The organism is Selenobaculum gibii (genome assembly GCF_030273445.1).
Lineage (GTDB): Bacteria > Bacillota > Negativicutes > ICN-92133 > ICN-92133 > Selenobaculum > Selenobaculum gibii.
In genome coordinates, this window is sequence record NZ_CP120678.1 from 1,002,326 (window position 1) to 1,023,385 (window position 21,060).

Annotated in this window: 24 protein-coding genes and 1 other annotated feature; of the genes, 16 read left to right on the forward strand and 8 right to left on the reverse strand. The window is 35.7% G+C overall.

Features of this window, described 5'->3' with window-relative positions; all coding sequences use genetic code 11:
• The first annotated feature begins 3 nt into the window (after positions 1-3).
• From P3F81_RS04735 to P3F81_RS04800, 14 genes are all read left to right on the forward strand, one after another.
• The gene (locus P3F81_RS04735) at positions 4-207 is read left to right on the forward strand and encodes a hypothetical protein (RefSeq protein WP_147668082.1); all 204 of its coding nucleotides are present in this window, start codon (positions 4-6) and stop codon (positions 205-207) included.
• Positions 208-209: 2 nt separating this feature from the next.
• Positions 210-377: a 4Fe-4S ferredoxin gene (fdxA, locus tag P3F81_RS04740; protein WP_147668084.1), complete on the forward strand. Its 168-nt coding sequence runs from the start codon at positions 210-212 to the stop codon at positions 375-377.
• A 60-nt stretch (positions 378-437) separates the two neighbouring features.
• Positions 438-1,211 (forward strand): undecaprenyl pyrophosphate synthase, encoded by a 774-nt coding sequence (gene uppS / locus P3F81_RS04745; protein WP_147668086.1) that lies wholly within the window; start codon positions 438-440, stop codon positions 1,209-1,211.
• Between the two features lie 29 nt (positions 1,212-1,240).
• Positions 1,241-2,074, forward strand: a complete 834-nt coding sequence (locus P3F81_RS04750) for a phosphatidate cytidylyltransferase (RefSeq protein WP_147668088.1) — start codon at positions 1,241-1,243, stop codon at positions 2,072-2,074.
• A 14-nt stretch (positions 2,075-2,088) separates the two neighbouring features.
• Complete coding sequence (locus P3F81_RS04755) at positions 2,089-3,258, forward strand: 1-deoxy-D-xylulose-5-phosphate reductoisomerase (RefSeq protein ID WP_147668090.1); 1,170 nt, start codon at positions 2,089-2,091, stop codon at positions 3,256-3,258.
• Positions 3,259-3,280: 22 nt separating this feature from the next.
• Entirely contained in the window at positions 3,281-4,312 is a 1,032-nt protein-coding gene (gene rseP, locus P3F81_RS04760; RefSeq protein ID WP_147668092.1) for an RIP metalloprotease RseP, read from the forward strand.
• 29 nt (positions 4,313-4,341) lie between these two features.
• Entirely contained in the window at positions 4,342-5,403 is a 1,062-nt protein-coding gene (gene ispG, locus P3F81_RS04765; RefSeq protein ID WP_147668094.1) for a flavodoxin-dependent (E)-4-hydroxy-3-methylbut-2-enyl-diphosphate synthase, read from the forward strand.
• Between the two features lie 7 nt (positions 5,404-5,410).
• Positions 5,411-7,114 carry a proline--tRNA ligase gene (locus tag P3F81_RS04770; protein ID WP_147668097.1) on the forward strand — a complete coding sequence of 568 codons (1,704 nt, stop codon included), beginning with the start codon at positions 5,411-5,413 and terminating at the stop codon, positions 7,112-7,114.
• A gap of 298 nt (positions 7,115-7,412) precedes the next feature.
• Positions 7,413-7,682: an ACT domain-containing protein gene (locus P3F81_RS04775; protein WP_147668099.1), complete on the forward strand. Its 270-nt coding sequence runs from the start codon at positions 7,413-7,415 to the stop codon at positions 7,680-7,682.
• 32 nt (positions 7,683-7,714) lie between these two features.
• On the forward strand, positions 7,715-9,073 hold the full coding sequence (locus P3F81_RS04780; protein ID WP_147668101.1) for a PFL family protein: 1,359 nt from the start codon (positions 7,715-7,717) through the stop codon (positions 9,071-9,073).
• A gap of 75 nt (positions 9,074-9,148) precedes the next feature.
• Positions 9,149-9,784 (forward strand): endonuclease III, encoded by a 636-nt coding sequence (nth, locus tag P3F81_RS04785; protein WP_147668103.1) that lies wholly within the window; start codon positions 9,149-9,151, stop codon positions 9,782-9,784.
• Positions 9,785-10,047: 263 nt separating this feature from the next.
• Complete coding sequence (locus tag P3F81_RS04790; protein WP_147668105.1) at positions 10,048-10,500, forward strand: N-acetyltransferase; 453 nt, start codon at positions 10,048-10,050, stop codon at positions 10,498-10,500.
• Between the two features lie 52 nt (positions 10,501-10,552).
• Positions 10,553-10,790, forward strand: a binding site (T-box leader).
• A 51-nt stretch (positions 10,791-10,841) separates the two neighbouring features.
• The gene (aroF, locus tag P3F81_RS04795) at positions 10,842-11,858 is read left to right on the forward strand and encodes a 3-deoxy-7-phosphoheptulonate synthase (RefSeq protein WP_147668107.1); all 1,017 of its coding nucleotides are present in this window, start codon (positions 10,842-10,844) and stop codon (positions 11,856-11,858) included.
• On the forward strand, positions 11,855-12,742 hold the full coding sequence (locus P3F81_RS04800) for a prephenate dehydrogenase (protein WP_147668109.1): 888 nt from the start codon (positions 11,855-11,857) through the stop codon (positions 12,740-12,742). The genes aroF and P3F81_RS04800 overlap by 4 nt, the downstream gene beginning before the upstream one ends.
• A gap of 90 nt (positions 12,743-12,832) precedes the next feature.
• On the opposite strand, the gene fba is transcribed toward P3F81_RS04800, so the two are convergent.
• The 4 genes from fba to P3F81_RS04820 form a co-directional block, all read right to left on the reverse strand.
• Positions 12,833-13,768 carry a class II fructose-1,6-bisphosphate aldolase gene (gene fba, locus P3F81_RS04805; protein ID WP_147668111.1) on the reverse strand — a complete coding sequence of 312 codons (936 nt, stop codon included), beginning with the start codon at positions 13,766-13,768 and terminating at the stop codon, positions 12,833-12,835.
• A 262-nt stretch (positions 13,769-14,030) separates the two neighbouring features.
• Positions 14,031-14,921 carry an RluA family pseudouridine synthase gene (locus tag P3F81_RS04810; protein ID WP_147668113.1) on the reverse strand — a complete coding sequence of 297 codons (891 nt, stop codon included), beginning with the start codon at positions 14,919-14,921 and terminating at the stop codon, positions 14,031-14,033.
• An 89-nt stretch (positions 14,922-15,010) separates the two neighbouring features.
• A complete protein-coding gene (locus P3F81_RS04815) occupies positions 15,011-15,475 on the reverse strand; it encodes a hypothetical protein (RefSeq protein ID WP_147668115.1) in 465 nt (154 codons plus the stop codon).
• 12 nt (positions 15,476-15,487) lie between these two features.
• Positions 15,488-15,802 (reverse strand): hypothetical protein, encoded by a 315-nt coding sequence (locus P3F81_RS04820; protein ID WP_147668117.1) that lies wholly within the window; start codon positions 15,800-15,802, stop codon positions 15,488-15,490.
• A gap of 441 nt (positions 15,803-16,243) precedes the next feature.
• Here P3F81_RS04820 and P3F81_RS04825 point away from each other — a divergent pair, with 441 nt between their 5' ends.
• Positions 16,244-16,504, forward strand: coding sequence for a hypothetical protein (locus tag P3F81_RS04825; RefSeq protein WP_147668119.1), 261 nt, complete (start codon positions 16,244-16,246; stop codon positions 16,502-16,504).
• Between the two features lie 11 nt (positions 16,505-16,515).
• Entirely contained in the window at positions 16,516-17,007 is a 492-nt protein-coding gene (locus P3F81_RS04830) for a YajQ family cyclic di-GMP-binding protein (protein WP_147668122.1), read from the forward strand.
• Positions 17,008-17,054: 47 nt separating this feature from the next.
• On the opposite strand, the gene P3F81_RS04835 is transcribed toward P3F81_RS04830, so the two are convergent.
• The 4 genes from P3F81_RS04835 to P3F81_RS04850 form a co-directional block, all read right to left on the reverse strand.
• Positions 17,055-18,188 carry an ABC transporter permease gene (locus tag P3F81_RS04835; RefSeq protein ID WP_147668124.1) on the reverse strand — a complete coding sequence of 378 codons (1,134 nt, stop codon included), beginning with the start codon at positions 18,186-18,188 and terminating at the stop codon, positions 17,055-17,057.
• The gene (locus tag P3F81_RS04840) at positions 18,185-19,321 is read right to left on the reverse strand and encodes an ABC transporter permease (RefSeq protein WP_147668126.1); all 1,137 of its coding nucleotides are present in this window, start codon (positions 19,319-19,321) and stop codon (positions 18,185-18,187) included. Before P3F81_RS04840 ends, P3F81_RS04835 begins: the two co-directional genes overlap by 4 nt.
• Positions 19,308-20,330, reverse strand: coding sequence for an HlyD family secretion protein (locus P3F81_RS04845; RefSeq protein ID WP_147668128.1), 1,023 nt, complete (start codon positions 20,328-20,330; stop codon positions 19,308-19,310). The genes P3F81_RS04840 and P3F81_RS04845 overlap by 14 nt, the downstream gene beginning before the upstream one ends.
• 108 nt (positions 20,331-20,438) lie before the next feature.
• Complete coding sequence (locus P3F81_RS04850; RefSeq protein WP_147668130.1) at positions 20,439-20,999, reverse strand: TetR/AcrR family transcriptional regulator; 561 nt, start codon at positions 20,997-20,999, stop codon at positions 20,439-20,441.
• Positions 21,000-21,060: the final 61 nt, after the last annotated feature.

Here is a 21,060-nt window from a genome sequence, read left to right on the forward strand (position 1 = left end):
GTCGTGAACGCTGTTGCTAGGATTTTAGGTGAAGTTGAGGCAGAACTTCAGAATCTCAATATAAAATATACAGTGATTCGTACTTATCCAACACGAGATTTCTTTTCGGTTGATGATAAAACTTTATATGTTGTCAGACAAAAGCTTCTGGATGATAATACATATGAGTTGATTGTTGCAGCAAAGATGCGAAAGGAGGTGTTGTGATTATGGCATATAATATTAGTGAAGAATGCATTTCCTGCGGTTCTTGTGCAGCTACTTGTCCAGTTGGTGCTATCTCCGAAGGAGATACTCAATATGTGATTTCAGAAGAATGCGTTGAATGCGGTGCCTGTGCGGCGGTTTGTCCAGTTGGAGCTATTTCAGCGCCATGATAAAGACCCCCTCTTGCCAGAGGGGGTTTAGTCTTACTATATTCTTTTGGAGGTTAATTTATGTGGAAAAGATGGTTTGGCAAAACGAATGAAGATGTTACCAAGCTAGAAGCATATAAAAGTATTGATTTTGATAAATTGCCTAAGCATATAGCAATTATTATGGACGGAAATGGAAGATGGGCGCAGAAGCAAGGATTAATGAGAACGCTTGGACATCGTGCTGGTGTTGAGACGCTGAGAGAAGTAGTTAAGGCGGCTTCTGGACTTGGAATTCGGGCGCTTACTGCATATGCATTTTCGACTGAAAATTGGAAAAGACCAGATTCGGAAGTTAAGTTTTTAATGGATTTATTCTCGGAATATCTTGATCGTGAAATAGATGAGTTACATGAAAATAATGTGAAGATTAGATTTATTGGTAGAATAGAAGAATTGTCTGATTTGTTGCAAACTAAAATAGAAAGTGCTCAGTTGCGTACAGCAAATAATACAGGTCTTATTTTGAACTTGGCAGTAAACTATGGAAGTAGAGATGAGATTACGCGTACTGTTAAAATAATAGCGAATAAAGTAAAAAATAATGAGATAAAAATAGAGGACATTAATGAAAATTTCATTACAAATCATTTAGATACCGCGGGGATTCCAGAAGTCGATTTAGTAATTAGACCAAGTGGTGATTTGAGAATTAGTAATTTTTTATTGTGGCAAATGGCATATGCAGAGTTTTGGTTTACTGAGATTAATTGGCCGGACTTTAAGCCGAACGATTTGTTACAAGCCGTTTTATCATATCAAAAACGTGAACGAAGATTTGGTGGATTAAAATAGACGAGTAATATAAGTATAGTAGGTGAAGTATGTTAATTCAAAGGATAATTACAGGTATTATTGGTATGCTTGCTACAATTGCTGTAGTAATGTATGGAAGTTGGGCTTTTGTATGTGCAATTACATTGTTGGCAGTGATTGCATTTTATGAGTATGGAAAAGTTTTTAATCATATAGATGTTTCTATATGGAGAACTATAGGTTTTATTTTAATTCCATTGATTATGGGATGTGCATGGCTAGGAAATGCACATGAAACTATTGGACTATTATTAGCAGGAGTGTTAATTATTTTTGCTAGAGTTGTTTTTGCACATGTTAAATTCTCCATTCCTAGTGCAGCGATTACAATCAGTGGTATTTTCTATGTTGGGTTAACTTTTTCACACTTGATTTTATTACGCTTTGCTTATAGTGATATTGTAATTTCAACTGCTTTAGGGGATATAGCTGCGGGCGCGGCTTTTATTTGGTTAGCGTTTGTTGGTACGTGGGCAAGTGATACTTTTGCTTATTTTGTTGGCTGTTCGATTGGAAAGCATAAATTATGTCCTAGTATTAGTCCTGGAAAAACAATAGAAGGGTTTTTAGGTGGCTTAATAGGAACAGTATTAGCATTAGTAGGTTTAGGGATGCTTTTTCATTTTTCACCATATCATATGGTTTTCTTAGGGGTATTATTAGCGAGTGTAGCAACGATTGGCGATTTGGTGGAGTCATGTATTAAGCGATTTACAGGGGTAAAAGATTCTGGGGATATCTTGCCTGGGCATGGTGGTGTTTTAGATCGTTTTGACAGCATTATGTTTACTGTGCCATTAGTGTATTATTACGTACATATTTTTTCAATTTTTAATCAGTAATGAGGGGTTCTAAGATGAAAAATATTGCTATTTTAGGTTCTACTGGTTCCATTGGGACCCAAACATTGGAAGTGGTAAGAGAAAATGCAGATCGATTTGCAGTAAAAGCCTTGGCCGCTTACCATAACGATCAATTATTAGAGCAACAGATTCAAGAATTTCAGCCTGAATTGGCTGTATTAGTAGATGAAGAGGCCGCAAAGCGTTTACAAGCTAGATATAAAGGAAAAACAATTATTTTATCTGGGAAAAAAGCACTGGTAAACGCTGCAATTTTAGAATCAATTGATGTTGTAGTTACTTCTTTGGTTGGCTTTGCTGGTCTTGAGCCTACAGTAGCTGCAATTCGAGCAGGAAAAGATATTGCATTGGCAAATAAAGAGACTCTAGTAGTTGCTGGTGAAATTATTATGAATCTAGCAAAAGAATATGGTGTAGCGATTTTGCCTGTAGATAGTGAACATAGCGCGCTTTTTCAATGTTTACAAGGGGAGGAGCATGAAAAGGTCGAAAAAATTATTTTGACTTGCTCAGGTGGCCCTTTTCGTGGCAGAACACATGAGGAGCTATTGTCAGTTTCTATTGCAGATTGTTTAAATCATCCGAATTGGGCAATGGGAAAAAAAATTACAACGGATTCAGCTACATTGGCGAATAAGGGCTTGGAAGTCATTGAGGCAAAATGGCTCTATGATGTGGATTATGATCAAATTGAGGTAGTAGTTCATCCACAAAGTATTATTCACTCAATGATTGAATATGTTGATGGTGCGGTTATGGCACAATTGGGAGTGCCAGATATGAAATTACCCATTCAATATGCCTTAACTTATCCGCATCGAGAAGTAATGCATTCTCCTAAACTAGATTTATTCAAAGTTGCAACATTAACTTTTGAAAAACCGGATACTGAGACATTTGAAGCTTTAGCATTGGCTTATCGAGCAGGAAAAACAGGAGGTTCTATGCCTTGTGTATTTAATGCGGCAAATGAAATTGCAGTCAATGCATTTTTGGAAGGAAAAATATCTTTCTTATCTATTAGTAAAGTAATAAAATCTGCGATGAATAACCATACTGTTATTGCAAAACCAAATTTAGCGGATTTATATCAAATAGACGCTTGGACGAGAAATTTCGCGCAAGAGAATCTTTTAAATTTTGAAAATAATAAAAATGATTAGAATGAATGGAGGCGATTCGTAATTGACTACATTAGTAGCAACTATATTTGTCTTTGGTTTATTAGTTTTATTTCATGAACTTGGACATTTTATTACTGCCAAAATGGTAGGTATGCGTGTAGAAGAATTTGCAATAGGATTTGGACCAAAACTTTTTAGCTATCAAAAAGGTGAAACTTTATATTCCCTTCGAATTATTCCTTTAGGTGGATTTAATAAGATTGCAGGGATGGATCCGGATGAGGAAAAGGATGAACGCGCTTATACAGCGAAACCTATTTGGGCGAGAATGATTGTAATCCTAGCTGGATCGACAATGAATTTTATTTTACCTGTATTAATATTTCTAGGTATCTTTCTTACTGCTGGAATCAATACACCTTCTCCAGAACCTATTTTTGGCGAAGTTATGGAGGGAAAAGCAGCTGCACAGGCGGGTTTAATGCAAGGTGATAGAATTATTAAAGTTGATGATAAGGATATTCATACATGGAAAGAATTTGTCTCTGTTGTTCAAGTCAGTGATGGGAAAATATTAAAAGTGCAATATGAACGTGAGGGGAATATTGGAGTAGCTAGCTTAATTCCTGTTTATGATGAACAATCTAAAAGGGCAATTATTGGGGTGCTTTCTAAATATGATAATTACCGGCCGGGATTTGTTGAAGCTACTGGGTTAGCAATAAAGAATACAATTTCGGTGACTGTAGCGATGGTAGATGGATTAATCCAGATGGTCGCTGGAAAAATTGATGCTGAATTAGCTGGACCGATTGGTGTAGCACAAATGGCTGGTGAAGTAGCGCAGATGGGGATTATTCCATTACTACAATTTGCTGCTTTTTTGAGCATTAATTTAGGGATTATTAATTTATTGCCAATCCCGGCTTTAGATGGTGGTCATTTTGTGACTTTAGTGATTGAAGGTGTAAGAGGAAAACCTTTGAGCCCAGAGTTGGTGCAAAAAGCGCAAATGTTTGGCTTTATGTTACTCTTAGCTTTAATGGTATTTGCGACATCAAAGGATATTATCAGAACAAATTGGTTTGGCTGATAAGCCGTAGTAATTGAGGTGTGGATAGAATGAAGCGGAAGATGACGCGGAAAATAATGATTGGCGATATTGCTATTGGTGGCGGTGCTCCAATTAGTGTTCAGTCAATGACGAATACAAAGACACAAGATGTGACTAGCAGTGTAGAGCAAATCCAAAGATTAGTTGCGGCTGGTTGTGATATTGTACGCTTAGCGATTCCCGATATGGAAGCGGCGATAGCATTAAGAAAAATAAGGGATTTAGTTGATGTTCCTTTAGTTGCGGATATTCATTTTGATTATCGTTTGGCTATTGCTGCAGTCGATAGTGGGATTGATGGACTTCGCTTAAACCCAGGAAATATTGGAGATTCTGACCGTGTTGAAGCTGTAGTCAAAGCAGCAAAAAATAGACATATTCCAATTCGAATTGGTGTAAATGCCGGTTCATTAGATAAAATTTTGTTAGCGAAGTATGGCCGTCCAACGCCTGAGGCAATGGTTGAGAGTGCCATGCAGCATATTAAAATTTTAGAAAGTCTGAATTTCTATGATACAAAAATTTCGTTAAAGGCACATGACGTGCCTTTAACGATTGCAGCATATCAATTAATGAGTGAAAAGAGTGATTATCCACTTCACTTAGGTATTACAGAAGCTGGAACTGTTCATTCGGGGGTTATTAAATCATCTGTTGGTATAGGGGCACTGTTAGCCCAAGGAATTGGGGATACCTTTAGAATTTCTTTAACTGGGGATCCAGTAGAAGAAGTAAAAGTAGCAAATCAAATTCTAAAATCCTTGAAGTTAAGAGAATGTGGTCCGACTTTAGTATCTTGTCCGACTTGTGGACGTTGTAATATTAACTTGGCAGAAATTGCAGGCCGAGTTGAAGATAAATTAAAAGTAATTACAAGACCCATTAGCGTAGCTGTTATGGGCTGTGTTGTAAATGGACCAGGAGAAGCACGCGAAGCTGATGTGGGGATTGCTGGCGGGAAAAAAGAAGGATTAGTGTTCCGTAAAGGTGAAATCATTCGGAAAGTGCCAGAAGAATGTCTGGTTGAAGAATTGTTTAAAGAAATAGATGCGATTTTAGAGGAGGAGTAAGTTTTTCATGCGTACTACACAATTATATGCACCTACACTTAGAGAAACACCAGCTGAGGCGGAAGTTATCAGCCATCAATTAATGCTTAGAGCTGGAATGATTAGAAAGGCTGCCGGTGGTGTTTATACATATTTGCCGTTAGCTTGGCGTGTTTTAAAGAAAATTGAAGAAATTGTCCGTGAAGAAATGGATAATGCAGGTGGACAAGAACTTGCTATGCCAATAATGCAACCTGCGGAATTATGGCATGAAACTGGGCGTTGGGATGTTTATGGAGATGAAATGTTCCGCTTAAAAGATCGTCACAATCGCGATTTTTGTCTAGGCCCAACTCATGAAGAAATGATTACAACGCTTGTTCGCTCGGATGTACGCTCTTATCGTCAATTACCATTGATGTTATATCAAATCCAAAATAAATATCGTGATGAAATTCGTCCTCGCTTCGGACTTATGCGCGGACGTGAATTTATCATGAAAGATTTATATTCTTTTGATAAAGATGAAGAAGGCTTAGATATCAGCTATAAAAAAATGTACGATGCCTATACGAATATATTTAGTCGTTGTGGACTTAATTTCCGTGCTGTAGAAGCCGATGGTGGGGCAATTGGCGGGAGTAATACGCATGAATTTATGGTCATTGCTGAATCTGGTGAGGCAGCCATCGTATATTGTGAAGCGTGTGATTACGCTGCAAATGTGGAAAAAGCTGAATTAAAACCTATTTTGGCAGGAAAAGAAGCTGAATTACCTTTAGAAATTGTGGATACGCCAAATACTAAAACAATTGAAGCAGTTTCTCAGTATTTAGGTGTAGATATTAAGAAGAATATAAAAGCAGTTGCTTTCCAGAATGAAAAGGATGAAGTTATTCTTGCATTTGTCCGTGGAGATCATGAAGTAAATGATGTAAAATTACAAAATGCTGTAGGTGCTATTGTGCTTCGTATGGCAAGTGAGGAAGCAATTTTGGCAGTTGGCGGAGTACCAGGTTTTATGAGTCCTATCGGGATTAAAGGTGCGACGATTGTAGTAGATGCAACGGTTATGGAAATGTATAATGCAGTCGCTGGTGCAAATCAAGTAGATAAACATTATAAAAATATCAATCCAAAACGTGATTTTAAAGATGTACTCGTTACAGATATTCGTTTGATTCAAGTTGGTGATCCATGTCCGCATTGTGGCAAACCGTTAAAAACTGCGCGGGGAATTGAAGCGGGACAAGTATTTAAACTAGGAACTAAATACAGTAAAGCTTTAAAGGCGATGTATCTGGATGAAAATGGCCGTGAAAAGCCAATGGTTATGGGATGCTATGGAGTTGGTGTAAGCCGTACAATGGCAGCAGCAATTGAACAAAATTTTGATGAGCATGGTATTATTTGGCCAGCAGCAATTGCACCATATACTGTAGTTATAGTACCGATTAATACAAAAGATGCAGAGCAAATGGAAATCGCTGAAAAATTATATGAAGAATTAAAAGCCGCAAAAATAGAAGTTTTACTTGACGATCGTAAAGAACGTGCAGGTGTAAAATTTAAAGATGCAGATTTAATTGGGTATCCATTGCGCATTACTGTTGGTCCTAAAGCTGTAAATGAAGGTACCGTAGAGATAAAAGTAAGACGTACGGGCGAAGCGTTCGACTACACACAAGATAAATATTTAGCAAATGTACAGAGATTACTTGCAACGTTATAATAGAATGGACGGTTGGACTTCAGCTTGTTTAGAAGCAAGATTATATATTTTTTCTAAGTTAAAGCATTTGAAGGCAAAGGATTGTCAGTAGTTATTAAAAACATTAAGGGACGTATATGCGTCCCTTTTTTATTAAAGAAAAGTGGAGGATTTTTCCGTAGAATATAAAAAAATTGTTTAAATAACTTGGCTTTTTTTTTATTTTGCGTATAATATAATATATGACATTTTGTGCATATACAAAGTTCATAATTTACACACTTTTATAAATAATTAAAAAAATAAGGGGAGTATGTATATGAAAATAGTTGTAACAATCGTTGGTAAAGATAGAGTTGGTATTATTGCAATGGTAAGTAACATTTTAGCGGAAAATAATGTAAATATTTTAAATATTAATCAAAATATTTTAGATGGTTTTTTTAATATGGTAATGATTGCTGAAATGAGTGAAAGTAAATTAAAATTAAAAGATTTACAGCAAATACTGCGCGAAAAGGGTGAAGAAATCAATCTTGAGATTAAGGCACAACATCAGGATATTTTTAACATCATGCATAAAATCTAAATCTTTTAAAATGATACATAGGGGGAAAATTTGTGATAACGATACATGATATATTAGAAACAAACCGAATGATTACAGAAAATAAATTAGATGTTAGAACGATTACAATGGGGATTAGTTTAAGGGATTGCGCACATCCTAACATTAAGCAATTCTGCCAGAATATCTATGATAAAATCACAACATCAGCAGAATTTCTTGTACAAACGGGTGAAGATATTGAGGCGGAATATGGGATTCCAATCATTAATAAACGCATATCTGTAACGCCGATTGCGATTGCAGCAGAAGCGTGCCGAACGGATAGTTATGTGCCGGTTGCTGAAGCTTTAGATGCAGCGGCAAAAGAAGTTGGCGTAAATTTTATTGGTGGTTTTTCAGCTTTAGTTGAAAAAGGCTACACAAATGGCGATAGAATTTTAATTAATTCAATTCCACAGGCTTTGGCTACAACGGATCGTGTTTGTTCTTCAGTAAATCTTGGCTCAACAAAAGCTGGAATCAATATGGATTGTGTACGTGAAATGGGCGAAATTGTAAAGCGTACTGCTGAACTTACACGCGATCGTGATGCGATTGGCTGTGCTAAGCTTGTTATCTTTTCTAATGTTCCTGGTGACAATCCATTCATGGCAGGCGCTTTCCATGGCGTGAGTGAAGCAGAAAAGGTAATTAATGTTGGTGTAAGTGGTCCTGGTGTAGTAAAACGGGCGCTTGAAGATATAAAAGGGGCGGATTTTAGCCAGGTTGCTGAAACAATAAAGAAAACTGCATTTAAAATCACTCGCGTAGGACAACTAGTAGCTCAAGAAGCATCAAAACGCCTTGGTGTTCCATTTGGGATTATCGACTTATCGCTTGCACCTACTCCAGCAGTAGGAGATAGTGTAGCACATATTTTAGAAGAAATGGGACTTGAAAGCTGTGGAGCTCCAGGTACAACGGCTGCCTTGGCATTGCTGAATGATGCTGTGAAAAAAGGTGGGCTTATGGCCTCTTCTCACGTTGGCGGGTTAAGTGGCGCATTTATTCCTGTAAGTGAGGATGCTGGAATGATAGCAGCTGTTGAATCTGGCGCATTATCGTTAGAAAAGTTAGAAGCAATGACATGCGTTTGCTCTGTGGGTCTTGATATGATACCTGTAGCTGGTGATACTACTGCTGCGACTATTTCTGGTATTATTGCTGATGAAGCAGCAATTGGGATGATTAACAATAAAACGACGGCCGTTCGCATTATCCCAGTACCGGGGAAAAAAGTAGGCGACACAGTTGAATTTGGCGGTTTATTAGGATATTCTCCAGTAATTCCAGTTAGCAAATATAGTTCGGAAGCATTTATTGCGCGTGGTGGACGTATTCCAGCGCCTGTACGCAGCTTAACAAATTAGTATAATCGCATAAATATGCAAAAAAAACTGGTTCTTAAAAATCGTTTGGAATTTATCTGTCATGAGGTGAATAGGATGCGTGTTACTAAAAAGATAAAAGCTGAAATGATAGACATTTTGGGTGAAGTATATAAGGATGTAAAACCAGCATTGCATTATACATCTCCATTTGAACTTTTGATTGCTGTAATTTTGTCTGCACAGTGTACAGATGTCAGGGTGAATATAACAACAGCGAGATTATTTGCCAGGGCAAATACACCACAGGCGATTTTAGCAATGGGTGTTCACGACCTTGAAGAGGAAATTCGCGATTGTGGATTATTTCGCAGTAAGGCAAAAAATATAATGGCAGCTTGTCAAAAAATTTGCGATGAATATCATGGTGAAGTTCCGCAGACAATTGAAGAATTAATGAAGCTTCCCGGCGTTGGCCGAAAAACGGCTAATGTTGTTGTGAGTATTATTTTTGATATTCCCGCAATTGCTGTAGATACACATGTATTTCGTGTATCAAATCGCTTAAAATTGGCAGTAGGAGATAATCCTTTAACAGTTGAGCAAGGCTTGATGAAAGCGATTCCAAAGGAAAAGTGGTCGGCAGCGCATCATTGGCTCATTTGGCATGGGCGATTGGTTTGTAAATCAAGAAAGCCATTATGCGAAGAATGTCCCTTAAAAGAATTGTGTCCAAGTTTTAAGCTTGCATAAAAATAAATAAACAAGTATAATTATAAACAAGGCTGTTTCAGTGGGAGTTTTAACTCCCACTGAAATCAGACCCGTAATCCAGGGGGGGACGAGGCCTTTACTTCCGCTTAAGAATGGAGGTATTATAAGCAGAGAACCAAAATCTTTGATTTTGTGTGAATCGCTTATTTCGATAGATGACCCCGTTAGCCATCAGATAAAAGGAAGATTAAATATTCATGATGTTGATTTACTTGTTTAAAGAATTTTAAGGGGATGAGTTTATGGAATATAGAAAGCCTACGTTTTCTGATGTAGAGAAGATATATGAATTGGTTAATGCATATGCAAATGATGGTCTAATGTTGCCAAGGTCGCGCAATAGTTTATATGAGTGCTTGCGTGATATGATTGTTGCTGAAAATGAGGGCATATTAGTTGGTGTTGGTGCACTGCACTTAATTTGGGACAAATTAGCGGAGGTGCGAACTTTAGCAGTATCGCCGCAAATGAAATGCGCTGGCATAGGAAAAAAAATTGTTGAATTATTAGTCGATGAAGGTAAAGTGCTAGGGGTAGAAACTGTTTTCACACTTACATATCAACCTGAATTCTTTGGTAAATGCGGTTTTGAAGAAATCAGTAAAGATCAGTTACCACATAAGGTTTGGAAAGAATGTATCAATTGTCCTAAATTTCCCAATTGTGACGAAATTGCGATGATGCGAAAAATTTAATAAATAGGGTTGACAAGCAAATTTTAGTTTGTTATAGTAACAATCAATAAGCACAAAAGCATTGATCAAGAGAAGTAAATCAGAAGTATTTTTTAGAGAGCTGAGGTTTGGTGGAACTCAGTAAATTCGCTGATTGAAATACACTTGTAAGCTACAGGCTGAACACTTTTGGTAAATAGGCTGTGTCGGAATGCCACCGTTATCATAGGCTAGAGTATGTATGTACTTGAATTGAGTGGCTTGCTTTGGCAAGCAGGGTGGTACCACGGGTAGTTTAACTCGTCCCTGATATAGGGGCGGGTTTTTTTGTACTTAAATTTAAATTATTGGGGGAAAAAGATATGATTATTGTAATGAAACCAGGAGTTGGAAGAGAACAAATTGAACAAGTAATAAATAAGATTTCCGCAGCTGGATTACAAGTCCACTTATCTGAAGGTCATACAAGAACTATAATCGGTGTAATTGGCGATAAGAAAACGATTGCTCAATTGCAAGTTGAAGTTTTCCCAGGGGTAGAAAAAGCTGTATCTATTACAGAAAGTTATAAATTGGTTGGGCGCGAATTTAAACGCGAAGATAGCATAGTTGACATTGGCGGTGTAAAAATTGGTGGAGGACAATTAGGCGTTATGGCTGGCCCTTGTGCAGTTGAAAGTAGAGAGCAACTTCTAGAAGCTGCTACAGCAGTGAAAGTTGCAGGAGCTCATTTCTTACGGGGAGGGGCATTTAAGCCACGCACGTCTCCGTATGATTTTCAAGGTTTAGCTGAAAAAGGATTAAAAATGCTCGCTGAGGTTGGACAAGAAACTGGACTAAAAGTAGTTACAGAAATTGTTGACGTAAATGCCATTGACATGCATTGTGAATACGCTGATGTATTACAAGTTGGTGCACGCAACATGCAAAATTTCCAATTATTAAAAGTAGTTGGAAAAGCTAATAAACCAGTTTTACTAAAACGGGGTCTATCTGCGACAATTAGTGAATGGTTAAATGCAGCTGAATACATTATGGCAGAGGGAAATTACAATGTTATTCTTTGTGAACGTGGAATTCGTACTTATGAAACTTACACAAGAAATACTTTAGATTTAGGCGCAGTAGCTATTGTAAAAGAATTATCGCATTTACCAGTTATTGTTGATCCTAGTCATGGTACTGGGCGTTGGCAAATGGTTCGTCCAATGGCAAGAGCTGCAATTGCTGCTGGCGCGGATGGATTAATGATTGAAGTACATCCAAATCCGGAGATTGCTTTGTGCGATGGGAAGCAATCGTTAACTCCTAGCAACTTTAATGAAGTAATGAACGAGGTTGAAAAATTCGCTCAACTTATGGGGAAAAAATTAAGATGAGCGAATTAAAAATTTGCATTGTTGGGATTGGATTAATTGGCGGCTCAATTGGATTAGCACTAAAAAAAGAATTGCGGGATAAAGTTTGTATTTCAGGTTTGGATAAAAATCGCGAAACTTTACGTATTGCTGTCGAACGTGGTGCTGTAGATATGGCGACTAGTGATTATGCACAAGCGGTAAAAGATGCAGATATCATTTTTTTTAGTACTCCGGTATTACAGATTGGGCCAATGGTTGAAAAGATATTGCCATTTATAAAATCAGGAGCGGTAATTACGGATACAGGAAGTACAAAACAATTTATATGGCAACAATTAAGAAAAATTTTACCGCCTGATATTTATTATGTTGCTGGACATCCTATGGCAGGAAAAGAACATAGTGGAATAAAAGCAGCTGATGCAAATTTATTTAAAAATAAATGTTATGTGATTGTTGAGGATACCGGGGCACCACGTAAAGTTGTTCACAAGATATGTTCTATTCTGAAACTTACTGGTGCGAACATTACAACACTGGATATAGCTAAACATGATCGTTGCGCCTCGATTATCAGCCATGTGCCACATGTAACTGCAGCGGCGTTAGTTACGCTATTAAATCATAATAAAAATGACATTGAGGCGAATTTAAAGCTTGCGGGTGGTGGATTTAAGGATACAACGCGAATTGCCTCTTCTAATGCGGATATGTGGGCGGATATTTGTATGTCAAATCCAGAAGCAATTATGGCTCATTTAGAAGAGTTAAAAGAAATCATTGATACGGTGATTATTGATATAAAGAATAAAAATAGAGAAAACATTTATGATTATTTTTATGAGGCAAAAGAGCGACGAGATAAGATTCTTGATAAAACGCATAATTTATTTGAAATTTAAAAAATACTGCTTGACCATTATGGTCAAGCAGTATTTTTGCATTTATTATATAAAAAGACGAAGGCATGCTATACCTTCGTCCTTTTTGTATTAAGCTTTGCCGTCGCAGCCTAAAACATGAACTAATTTATGTTTTACTACATCTTTAATATTTTCTCTCGCTGGTTTTAAATATTGTCTAGGATCGAAATGTTCAGGATGTAAAGCTAGGTATTCTCTGACTCCAGCAGTCATTGCTAAACGCAAATCGGAATCAATGTTGATTTTACAAACTGCCATCTTCGAAGCTTCACGTAACATATCTTCTGGAATGCCAATTGCATTATCAAGATTTCCACCATATTTATTAATGATATCAACATATTTAGGAACAACAGAAGAAGCACCATGTAAAACAATTGGAAAATTAGGCAAACGCTTTTCTACTTCTTTTAAAATATCAAAACGTAGCTGTGGTTTTTGTCCAGGTTTAAATTTAAAAGCACCATGGCTTGTTCCGATAGCAATAGCAAGAGAATCAACACCTGTTTTTGAAACGAACTCTTCAACTTGATCCGGTTGCGTGTAAGAAGCATTTTCTGCAGATACATTTACGTCATCTTCAATACCTGCAAGCTGTCCTAATTCCCCTTCAACAACGACACCTTTGCTATGTGCATAGTCAACTACACGTTTTGTTAACTCGATATTATCTTCAAAACTATGGTGAGATCCATCAATCATAACGGAAGTAAATCCGCCATCAATACAAGATTTGCAAATCTCAAAATCAGCGCCATGATCTAAATGTAGACATATTGGAAGACCACTATCTTCAATAGCAGCTTCAACTAATTTTGTTAAGTAAACATGATTTGCATATTTACGAGCACCAGCGGAAACTTGCAAAATAAGAGGTGCTTGTACTTCTTTAGCAGCAGATACAATCCCTTGAATGATCTCCATATTATTAACATTAAATGCACCAATCGCATAATGGCCTTCGTAAGCTTTTTTAAACATTTCCGTAGATGTAACTAATGGCATAATATTACCTCCTGAATTTAGTTTTATTTTCTTTACGTAGTAATTATACCATAACTTATAGGTAATGGTAGTAAAAATTTTTTATTTATTTAAAAATTTTTATAAGATGTGAAGATTTATTTAACTTTTAAGGAAAAGTTTTTATTTTACAAAAGAAAAATAAAAAGTATAGATGTAAAAATACATTGAAAAATAAAGATTGTAGGCAATAAAAAATTTAAAAGCTTTAAAATAATTGAATTATATTTTATTAGCAGATTGTCTACAGAGTTTTTAGCTGTATGAGTAATTTTTCTATATCATTTGGTAGTGGACTATTAAAGCTTAAGGTTTGTTTAGTAACTGGATGAGTAAAAGTTAAATTAAAAGCGTGCAAGGCTTGACGCTGTAATAAAGATATGTCCCCCCCATATAAATCATCACCAATAATAGGATGCCCTAAATATGATAAATGTACTCGAATTTGATGGGTTCTACCAGTTTTTAATGATAATTTTATTTGACAAGCATTAAGATACCTTTCGACTACTTGGTAATGCGTAATTGCTTCTTGCCCAGAAGAAGAAACAATACGTTCAATAATACTATTAGGATGCCTAGCAATTGGCAGATTTATAATTCCATTTTCATTAGCAATATTTCCTTGTATAATTGCGATATAATTACGTGCAAGCAATTTGTTTTCTAGCGCATGAGAAAATTGATGCTGAATATGTGGATATTTGGCGATAAGAACGAGACCAGACGTATTTTTATCAAGCCTGTGCACTGGATGATAATTTAATGATAAGTTATTTTTTTGATAATGGAATAATACTGCATTGGCTAACGTATGATGATGTTCTTTAGTCGTTGGATGAACAAGCATATTTGCAGGTTTATTAATCACTAATAAATATTCATCCTCAAAAATAATGTCTATAGGAATAGGCATTGGTTGCATAGAATTCTTCTTTTTTAAACATAATTCATACGTTATGATATCTTTTGGATAAATGACAGCTCGTCCAGGACTGGTTATGATTCCATTAATTTTTAAAGAATCACTCTGTTTTATTTTACGCCAGCCGGTCAAAGATATTCCACAAATTTTCCTTAAAAAATCTTTCAGCGGTTGAGCGGGTGTATTTTCGGGTACAATAAATGTAGTCATGAAAACTCCTTCTTTTTTAGATATGAATGTATTATAATATATAGATTCAAAAATTAATAGGGAATGAAATATTATCATTCCCTTGCTGATTAAATTAGATTATGAATGATTGTAATTGTAGTTACTAGGTAATCACGCTCAATTGGTGCTGCAAGAGAAAGAAAATCTTTTGCAGGATTATTTTGATTAGAAAATACATACTCCATACGACGATGTCTTTTAATAAGACTTGTAGTTAGAGCTAAAAGAAGAACCCTTTTCACTTGGTATTCTTTTTCTTGATTAGATTCTGTATTACGAGCGTTTAGACCAACTTTTAATAAAGAGTCTTTTAAATCATTGTCATGCATTGATAAAAGATGTAATGTATCTAAATAGAACTGCCAATGATTTTGGGCCATATAGTCTAATTGATCCCGAATTTCATCATTAGAAAGCTGGGCAGATTCTAAAGAAATTTTCATTAATTCTAGTTGTTCAATACATTCATCATGTAAGTATTTTACATGAGCATAGTCAATCGCTGCTGCTTTGCGAGGGCGAAATACACTCAACTTATTCACCTCCTATTGATCTAAAGCAAGAAAACGAATCTTACAAATAGGGACATACATAGAAATTGGTTTACGTTTTAGGCAAATATTCACAATGATAAAATCGCAGCCAACGTAGCAAAGCGAGCCGCATAAAGTCTCTTTACCGCAAACTCTTGCGTCTACTGAGAAAATAATTTTATTTCCGAGCATGCCTAGTAATCGATCTTTAAAAGATGCATCTGGCATTGCATATAATCTCGGATCATAATGATTACAGTCTTGCATATCTTTACATGAATCACTAGAATCGTTGTTTTTATACCAATGAGGATAATGACAATCCATAGGATAACAAGCCTCCTTTTTAACGCTAAAATATGTTTATTATTTATCCGATACTAATCCGCTCATCTGACGAAATATACGTCACACAAAATCGGAGATTTTGGTTCGTGGCTTTTAGGCTTCCACATTTTACATATGGGAATTATAACCATAGGACCAGGTGAACGGTTAAGTTACTGGATAAGGGCGGCTAAGACTCAGAGGGAGTAAAACTCCATCTGAATCAAGTCTTAATTTACCGTATCCTATGAATTTGGAGGTAAGAGTGATACAAAATCTTATGAATTTTCACATAGTTACTTTATTGTTTTGTATTGAATTTGACGTGAGAAGTTTAATATATTTTTTAATATATGATTTTTAGCGTACTTTAAAAATAAAATATGATATAATGCATTATATAAATAGATTACATAATAAAGGAGGATTTTTGTACTAAAAATGGAAATTAGCCCTAATCTATATGCACTTTTCGCAGGTTTTCTAGTTTGGTTTTGTATTGCGCCAAAGGCTAGATGTAAAAATTATGGAAACCTGTTTGCCGCGTATACAATGACGATGGCATTAACCCTTGTGGGAACAGCCGATTTAATTATCATAAAACCGATAGCGTTCTTTTTTACTGTAGGTGGTGTGTTCGCTTTTTTCTATGTTTTGTTTACACGCACAATACAGATTATTATAAAAATAGGAAATGAATAAGGAGGCTTATTATGGCAAAGGACTCATCTTTTGATATTGTATCAGAAACAGATATGCAAGAAGTTAATAATGCGATTAGTCAAGCGATGAAAGAAATCGGACAAAGATTTGATTTTCGAAACAGTAAATCGGATATCACTTTAGAAGGTAATGACCTTAAAGTGATATCCGATGATGAATTTAAGCTGGAGAATGTACTCGATATTTTCCGCTCAAAAGCGATTAAACGCAATGTGTCAGTTAAGTGTTTTGATTACGGGAAAGTAGAACCAGCGGCAAAAGGGACTGTTCGCCAAATGATAAAGATAAAAAGCGGCATCAGCAAGGAAAATGCAAAAAAAATCATCAATCTGATTAAAGAGTCGAAACTCAAAGTGCAAGCGCAGATTCAAGATGATCAAGTCCGTGTATCAGGGAAGAATAAAGATGATTTACAGCAAGTCATTGCAAAATTAAGACAAGCTGATTTAGAGATTGATCTTCAATTTATTAATTTTAGATAAAGAGTGAAAAAGCGAAAGAATTCATAACGAGATTCTTTCGCTTTTTTCTATGCTTGAGCGAGTGTTTTTTTGTATTGGAATAAACCAATACAGGTGCAGATAAGGCAAATTAAGTTTAAGACTAATACATCATTCCATGTATTGGGGGAAGTACCTGTTAGGATGATTTCACGGCAAGTACTAGATAAATACGTAATCGGAAATAGGTAGGAAAGAAGTTTGCTAACTAGACTCATGGATTGATAGGGCCATATATACCCTGATAAGATAAAGGCGGGAACAGTATAGATAATAGAGCATCTAGTGAAATTTAATTCGCTTTTTATAAAGGAGGATAGCAGAAGTGTAAATGCGATTGCCGCACAAGTAAAGGCAACGCCCAATGCACTTAATTCAATGAAAGAAAATAAGTTTGGTAAGTTAAAATAATGAATTGCTGTATAGATTGTAAGTGCGAAAGCAAAAATGGAACTAAGAAAATATGGCGTTAACTTTGCGGAAAAGTGATAGAGAAGACTGCGATAACGATTGTCAGGAATATTAAGCGGCTGTGCGAGAAAAGATGCCCCAGTAGAAAGAAATATTCCCTGTTGAAATGCTGCCATTGCAAGACCGATTAGAAAGAAATACAGATAACTTTCATTTTGATTATGCAGTACGCGGTATTGCAATTGAACAGGCATAACTTTACCAAGGGTATTAGTAGGTGCTGTTAAATTTGCATTTAATAATTGGGCGGATACATTTGCCGTTGTGTTCGCGATGATTGGCTGAATTGTTGTTAAAAGTGTATTTGTGCTAATAAGATTACTACCGTCAACCGTTAACAGGATTTTGGAACTGATGCCAGTTTTAATTTGCTGCGAAAAATTTTGTGGGATATAGACTGTAGCCATAGTTATATTTTGATTAAATAAATCTTGCGTTCTAAATTCATTATTTGTAACAGCTACAAGATTTAATCGTTCACTATCGGATAATTGCTGAATGATTGCACGACTCAGCGGAGTTTGGTCTTCATCACATATAGCGATAGGAATGTGATTTACAATTTGGGGACTGTATAAGAGTCCAAATAAAAATAAATAAGCGATCGGTGCTCCAATGATAAAAATGATTCGCCGCGGATCTTTTTTTATCAATAGAGTACATTCTTGCATAAAAATTTGCCACCAAGTCATGAAGTGACCTCCTTCCTTTTTATCATCGTGAGACGTATTTTCAAAATAATGAAAGCAAGAATAAAAAATATCGCTGCCATGATATAAAGTGCGATCACATTATACAATAAATTACTGCTTGAGCCTGCTAAAATTAATTTGCGAAGCTCATCACCGGTATAATAGAGCGGCATTGCTTTTGCGAGAAGTAGACTGGTGTCATTCATCGCGTAGGATGGCCAACTTAATCCACTAAATAAAAGACCAGGCATGATATATAGCAACGGTGTTTGTAAGGCATTCACTGCATTTGGGCTGATTGCGGAAAAGAATGAACTAATTGCGATAAGTGCAAGACAAAAAGCACTACCTAATAGTATGATATCGAAGGGATTTGCGATGCAATGCACATTGTAAAATATATGTGCTAAATAAGGTAATGATAAAAATATCAGAATGGAACAAAGCCAATAAGGGAGAATCATTTTGCGAAAAGAGTTTTTCAAAATAAATGAAATTTTATTTTTATTATGCAAATAAGGCATAAAAATTGGAGTTAGTAAAATGATAAGCGCGATCTGTAGACCGTTTAAGCCCAAACCAAGCAACATGAAATTATTGTAACTTATTTCGGGATTATTGATAATGCGGACACTAAGTGTAAGAGGCGCAACAGTGTGAAGGGATTGCGTAGGGAGTTGATTCCCTGCTTCAAGTAGTTTTTGTCCTGCCGCTGCGCTAAAAGTTTGCATAATTTGCCCCATAGATGACATAACAGCATTGTGAAACATCAAATTAGAAGCATCGGTAATTACCATAACCGAAGGTGATTTCCCATTTTTTAAATCTTGACTGAATCCTGTAGGAATTTCTACTGCTAATAAAGCATCGCCCGAGGCAAGAATCTCATTCATTGTTGCTTCATTTTGTGCGTATGCAACAATCTTATATTTTTCTACATCGTTTATGCAGTTGATTAACACACGACTATTGCTAGATTGATCCTGATCGTAGATAACAGTTGGGATATGTTCAACTACTTCGCTTTTATACGTTGAACCAAATAGTAATAAATAAACAATCGGCACCAACCAAAGGAATAATAAAGATTTTTTGTTATTTTCATAAAAAGCTAAAATGTTAATTATTCTCACTTCCTGCTAATTTGAATCGCATCCCTGGGCGGATATCTGGGGAGTTTACTTGAATTTTTACATTAAAGGTTACAATATCGGTATTATTTCTTTCATCAGAACCACGATACGTTGCAAATTCCGGCTTTTTACTAATATCAACGATGGTTCCATTGATTTTTAAATCTTCATTACGTCCAATTAAAGAAATGCTTTGATTTAGTTTATAACGATTTAATTCTGTTTCGGGAACTTTAATATTTACCCAATTGTCCAGTGGATCTTGAATAGCAACAACTGGCATGCCTTGAGAGATAATTGAACCTTCTTCAATGTATTTTGCCGTGATAATTCCACTAAACGGTGCTTTGATTTCAGTTTCATCTAAAGCAATTTTTATTTGCTCAATCGCAGCATTTGCTTGTTCAATTTTACTGGCAATATTTTTTTCATTAGCAGTATCAACATCGACTTGTAAAAGACGTGCTTTGGCCGCAGCTAAGGCTGTTTCGGCTTGTTTATAATTAGATTGTGCTACTTGATATTTCGTTTGATAAGAATCAAATACTTGTTGAGAAACTGCACCAGAGCTTAATAATTCTTGGAAACGTAAAAAATCGTTTTCTGCCATCGTTAAGTCCGCGCTTGCTTTACTTAACCCTGCGATTGCAGTATCTACATTAGAATTTGATACTGCATCATTTAACTTTGTAACAGTGGATGCTTGGTTTTGTTGCGCTTGAATTGCTGCGATATTAGCGAGATTTTGATTTAATTGTGCTTCTAAATCGCGTGTATCTATTCTGGCAATGACTTGCCCTTTTTCAACAGTATCGCCTTCCTTAACATATAGAGAAACTACACGACCAGGGATTTTGGAAGTTAAATCGATTTCTTTAGCTTCACTGCGGCCCCATTCTACATTTTGTGCATTACTAGAGGTTGAGCAACCTGAAGTAAAAATTGATAACGAGAAAAGAAATAAAATAGGGAAGATATAAATATTTTTTTTAGATAGATTTATAAACATGTGTAAATTTCCTCCTAATATTAAACTGCTGGTACCAAAAAAATATTTTAAGTACCAAGATGGCAAATAAAAATACAACAAATGCTTAAAATTGTTGTATTTTTATTATTATTTTTTGTTACCTGTTAATAATCCATGAATCAAAATATCTAACATTGCATTGATAGCATCTTTATAAGTAAGATTATTAGAGTTTAAGAATCGATAGGTGGTAAAAGCATCAAAAGAAGTTTTTAAAATTTCTTGTAAAACATAAATGTTAATATTTCGAATGATCCCAGCATCAATTCCGACTTTTAATACTTTTTCAATACGCTCCATACGAATTTTTCGCGAAAGTTCTACTTTTTTCCATTGCTCAGGAAACGCTGTTTTTAAATCTTCATAAATGTGTTTATCAAAAGTTTCTGCTTCATATGGAAGGATGCTAAGTAATGCTTTAAGTTTATCGATGATAGGCATTTGGGTTTGATAAATTTCCTCTTCTTGTTTTTCTAAATTAGATAATAATATAGTCAAAATAGAATCAATCAAGTCTTGTTTTGATGGAAAATTTTCATATAAAGAACGTTTGCTGATTTTTAAGCGTTTGGCCAAATCATTCATTGTAAACTTTAATCCATGAATATTTACTTCTTCCATAGTCGCAGCCATAATCCGCTCTTTCATTGCTTCACCTCCACTAACGGTACTAAAAAAAACATTTCGGTACCATTAGTATAATTTCCTG

What these genes read in the sequence shown, in the direction of transcription:
- P3F81_RS04755 (WP_147668090.1), top strand. Translation starts at nt 2,089, where the DNA reads ATGAAAAATATTGCTATTTTAGGTTCTACTGGTTCCATTGGGACCCAA.
- uppS (WP_147668086.1), top strand. Translation starts at nt 438, where the DNA reads ATGTGGAAAAGATGGTTTGGCAAAACGAATGAAGATGTTACCAAGCTA.
- P3F81_RS04790 (WP_147668105.1), top strand. Translation starts at nt 10,048, where the DNA reads ATGGAATATAGAAAGCCTACGTTTTCTGATGTAGAGAAGATATATGAA.
- P3F81_RS04830 (WP_147668122.1), top strand. Translation starts at nt 16,516, where the DNA reads ATGGCAAAGGACTCATCTTTTGATATTGTATCAGAAACAGATATGCAA.
- P3F81_RS04775 (WP_147668099.1), top strand. Translation starts at nt 7,413, where the DNA reads ATGAAAATAGTTGTAACAATCGTTGGTAAAGATAGAGTTGGTATTATT.
- P3F81_RS04750 (WP_147668088.1), top strand. Translation starts at nt 1,241, where the DNA reads ATGTTAATTCAAAGGATAATTACAGGTATTATTGGTATGCTTGCTACA.
- nth (WP_147668103.1), top strand. Translation starts at nt 9,149, where the DNA reads ATGCGTGTTACTAAAAAGATAAAAGCTGAAATGATAGACATTTTGGGT.
- P3F81_RS04820 (WP_147668117.1), bottom strand. Translation starts at nt 15,802, where the DNA reads ATGGATTGTCATTATCCTCATTGGTATAAAAACAACGATTCTAGTGAT.
- P3F81_RS04825 (WP_147668119.1), top strand. Translation starts at nt 16,244, where the DNA reads ATGGAAATTAGCCCTAATCTATATGCACTTTTCGCAGGTTTTCTAGTT.
- P3F81_RS04810 (WP_147668113.1), bottom strand. Translation starts at nt 14,921, where the DNA reads ATGACTACATTTATTGTACCCGAAAATACACCCGCTCAACCGCTGAAA.
- P3F81_RS04835 (WP_147668124.1), bottom strand. Translation starts at nt 18,188, where the DNA reads ATGACTTGGTGGCAAATTTTTATGCAAGAATGTACTCTATTGATAAAA.
- P3F81_RS04850 (WP_147668130.1), bottom strand. Translation starts at nt 20,999, where the DNA reads ATGAAAGAGCGGATTATGGCTGCGACTATGGAAGAAGTAAATATTCAT.
- P3F81_RS04770 (WP_147668097.1), top strand. Translation starts at nt 5,411, where the DNA reads ATGCGTACTACACAATTATATGCACCTACACTTAGAGAAACACCAGCT.
- fdxA (WP_147668084.1), top strand. Translation starts at nt 210, where the DNA reads ATGGCATATAATATTAGTGAAGAATGCATTTCCTGCGGTTCTTGTGCA.
- P3F81_RS04845 (WP_147668128.1), bottom strand. Translation starts at nt 20,330, where the DNA reads ATGTTTATAAATCTATCTAAAAAAAATATTTATATCTTCCCTATTTTA.
- aroF (WP_147668107.1), top strand. Translation starts at nt 10,842, where the DNA reads ATGATTATTGTAATGAAACCAGGAGTTGGAAGAGAACAAATTGAACAA.
- ispG (WP_147668094.1), top strand. Translation starts at nt 4,342, where the DNA reads ATGAAGCGGAAGATGACGCGGAAAATAATGATTGGCGATATTGCTATT.
- P3F81_RS04800 (WP_147668109.1), top strand. Translation starts at nt 11,855, where the DNA reads ATGAGCGAATTAAAAATTTGCATTGTTGGGATTGGATTAATTGGCGGC.
- fba (WP_147668111.1), bottom strand. Translation starts at nt 13,768, where the DNA reads ATGCCATTAGTTACATCTACGGAAATGTTTAAAAAAGCTTACGAAGGC.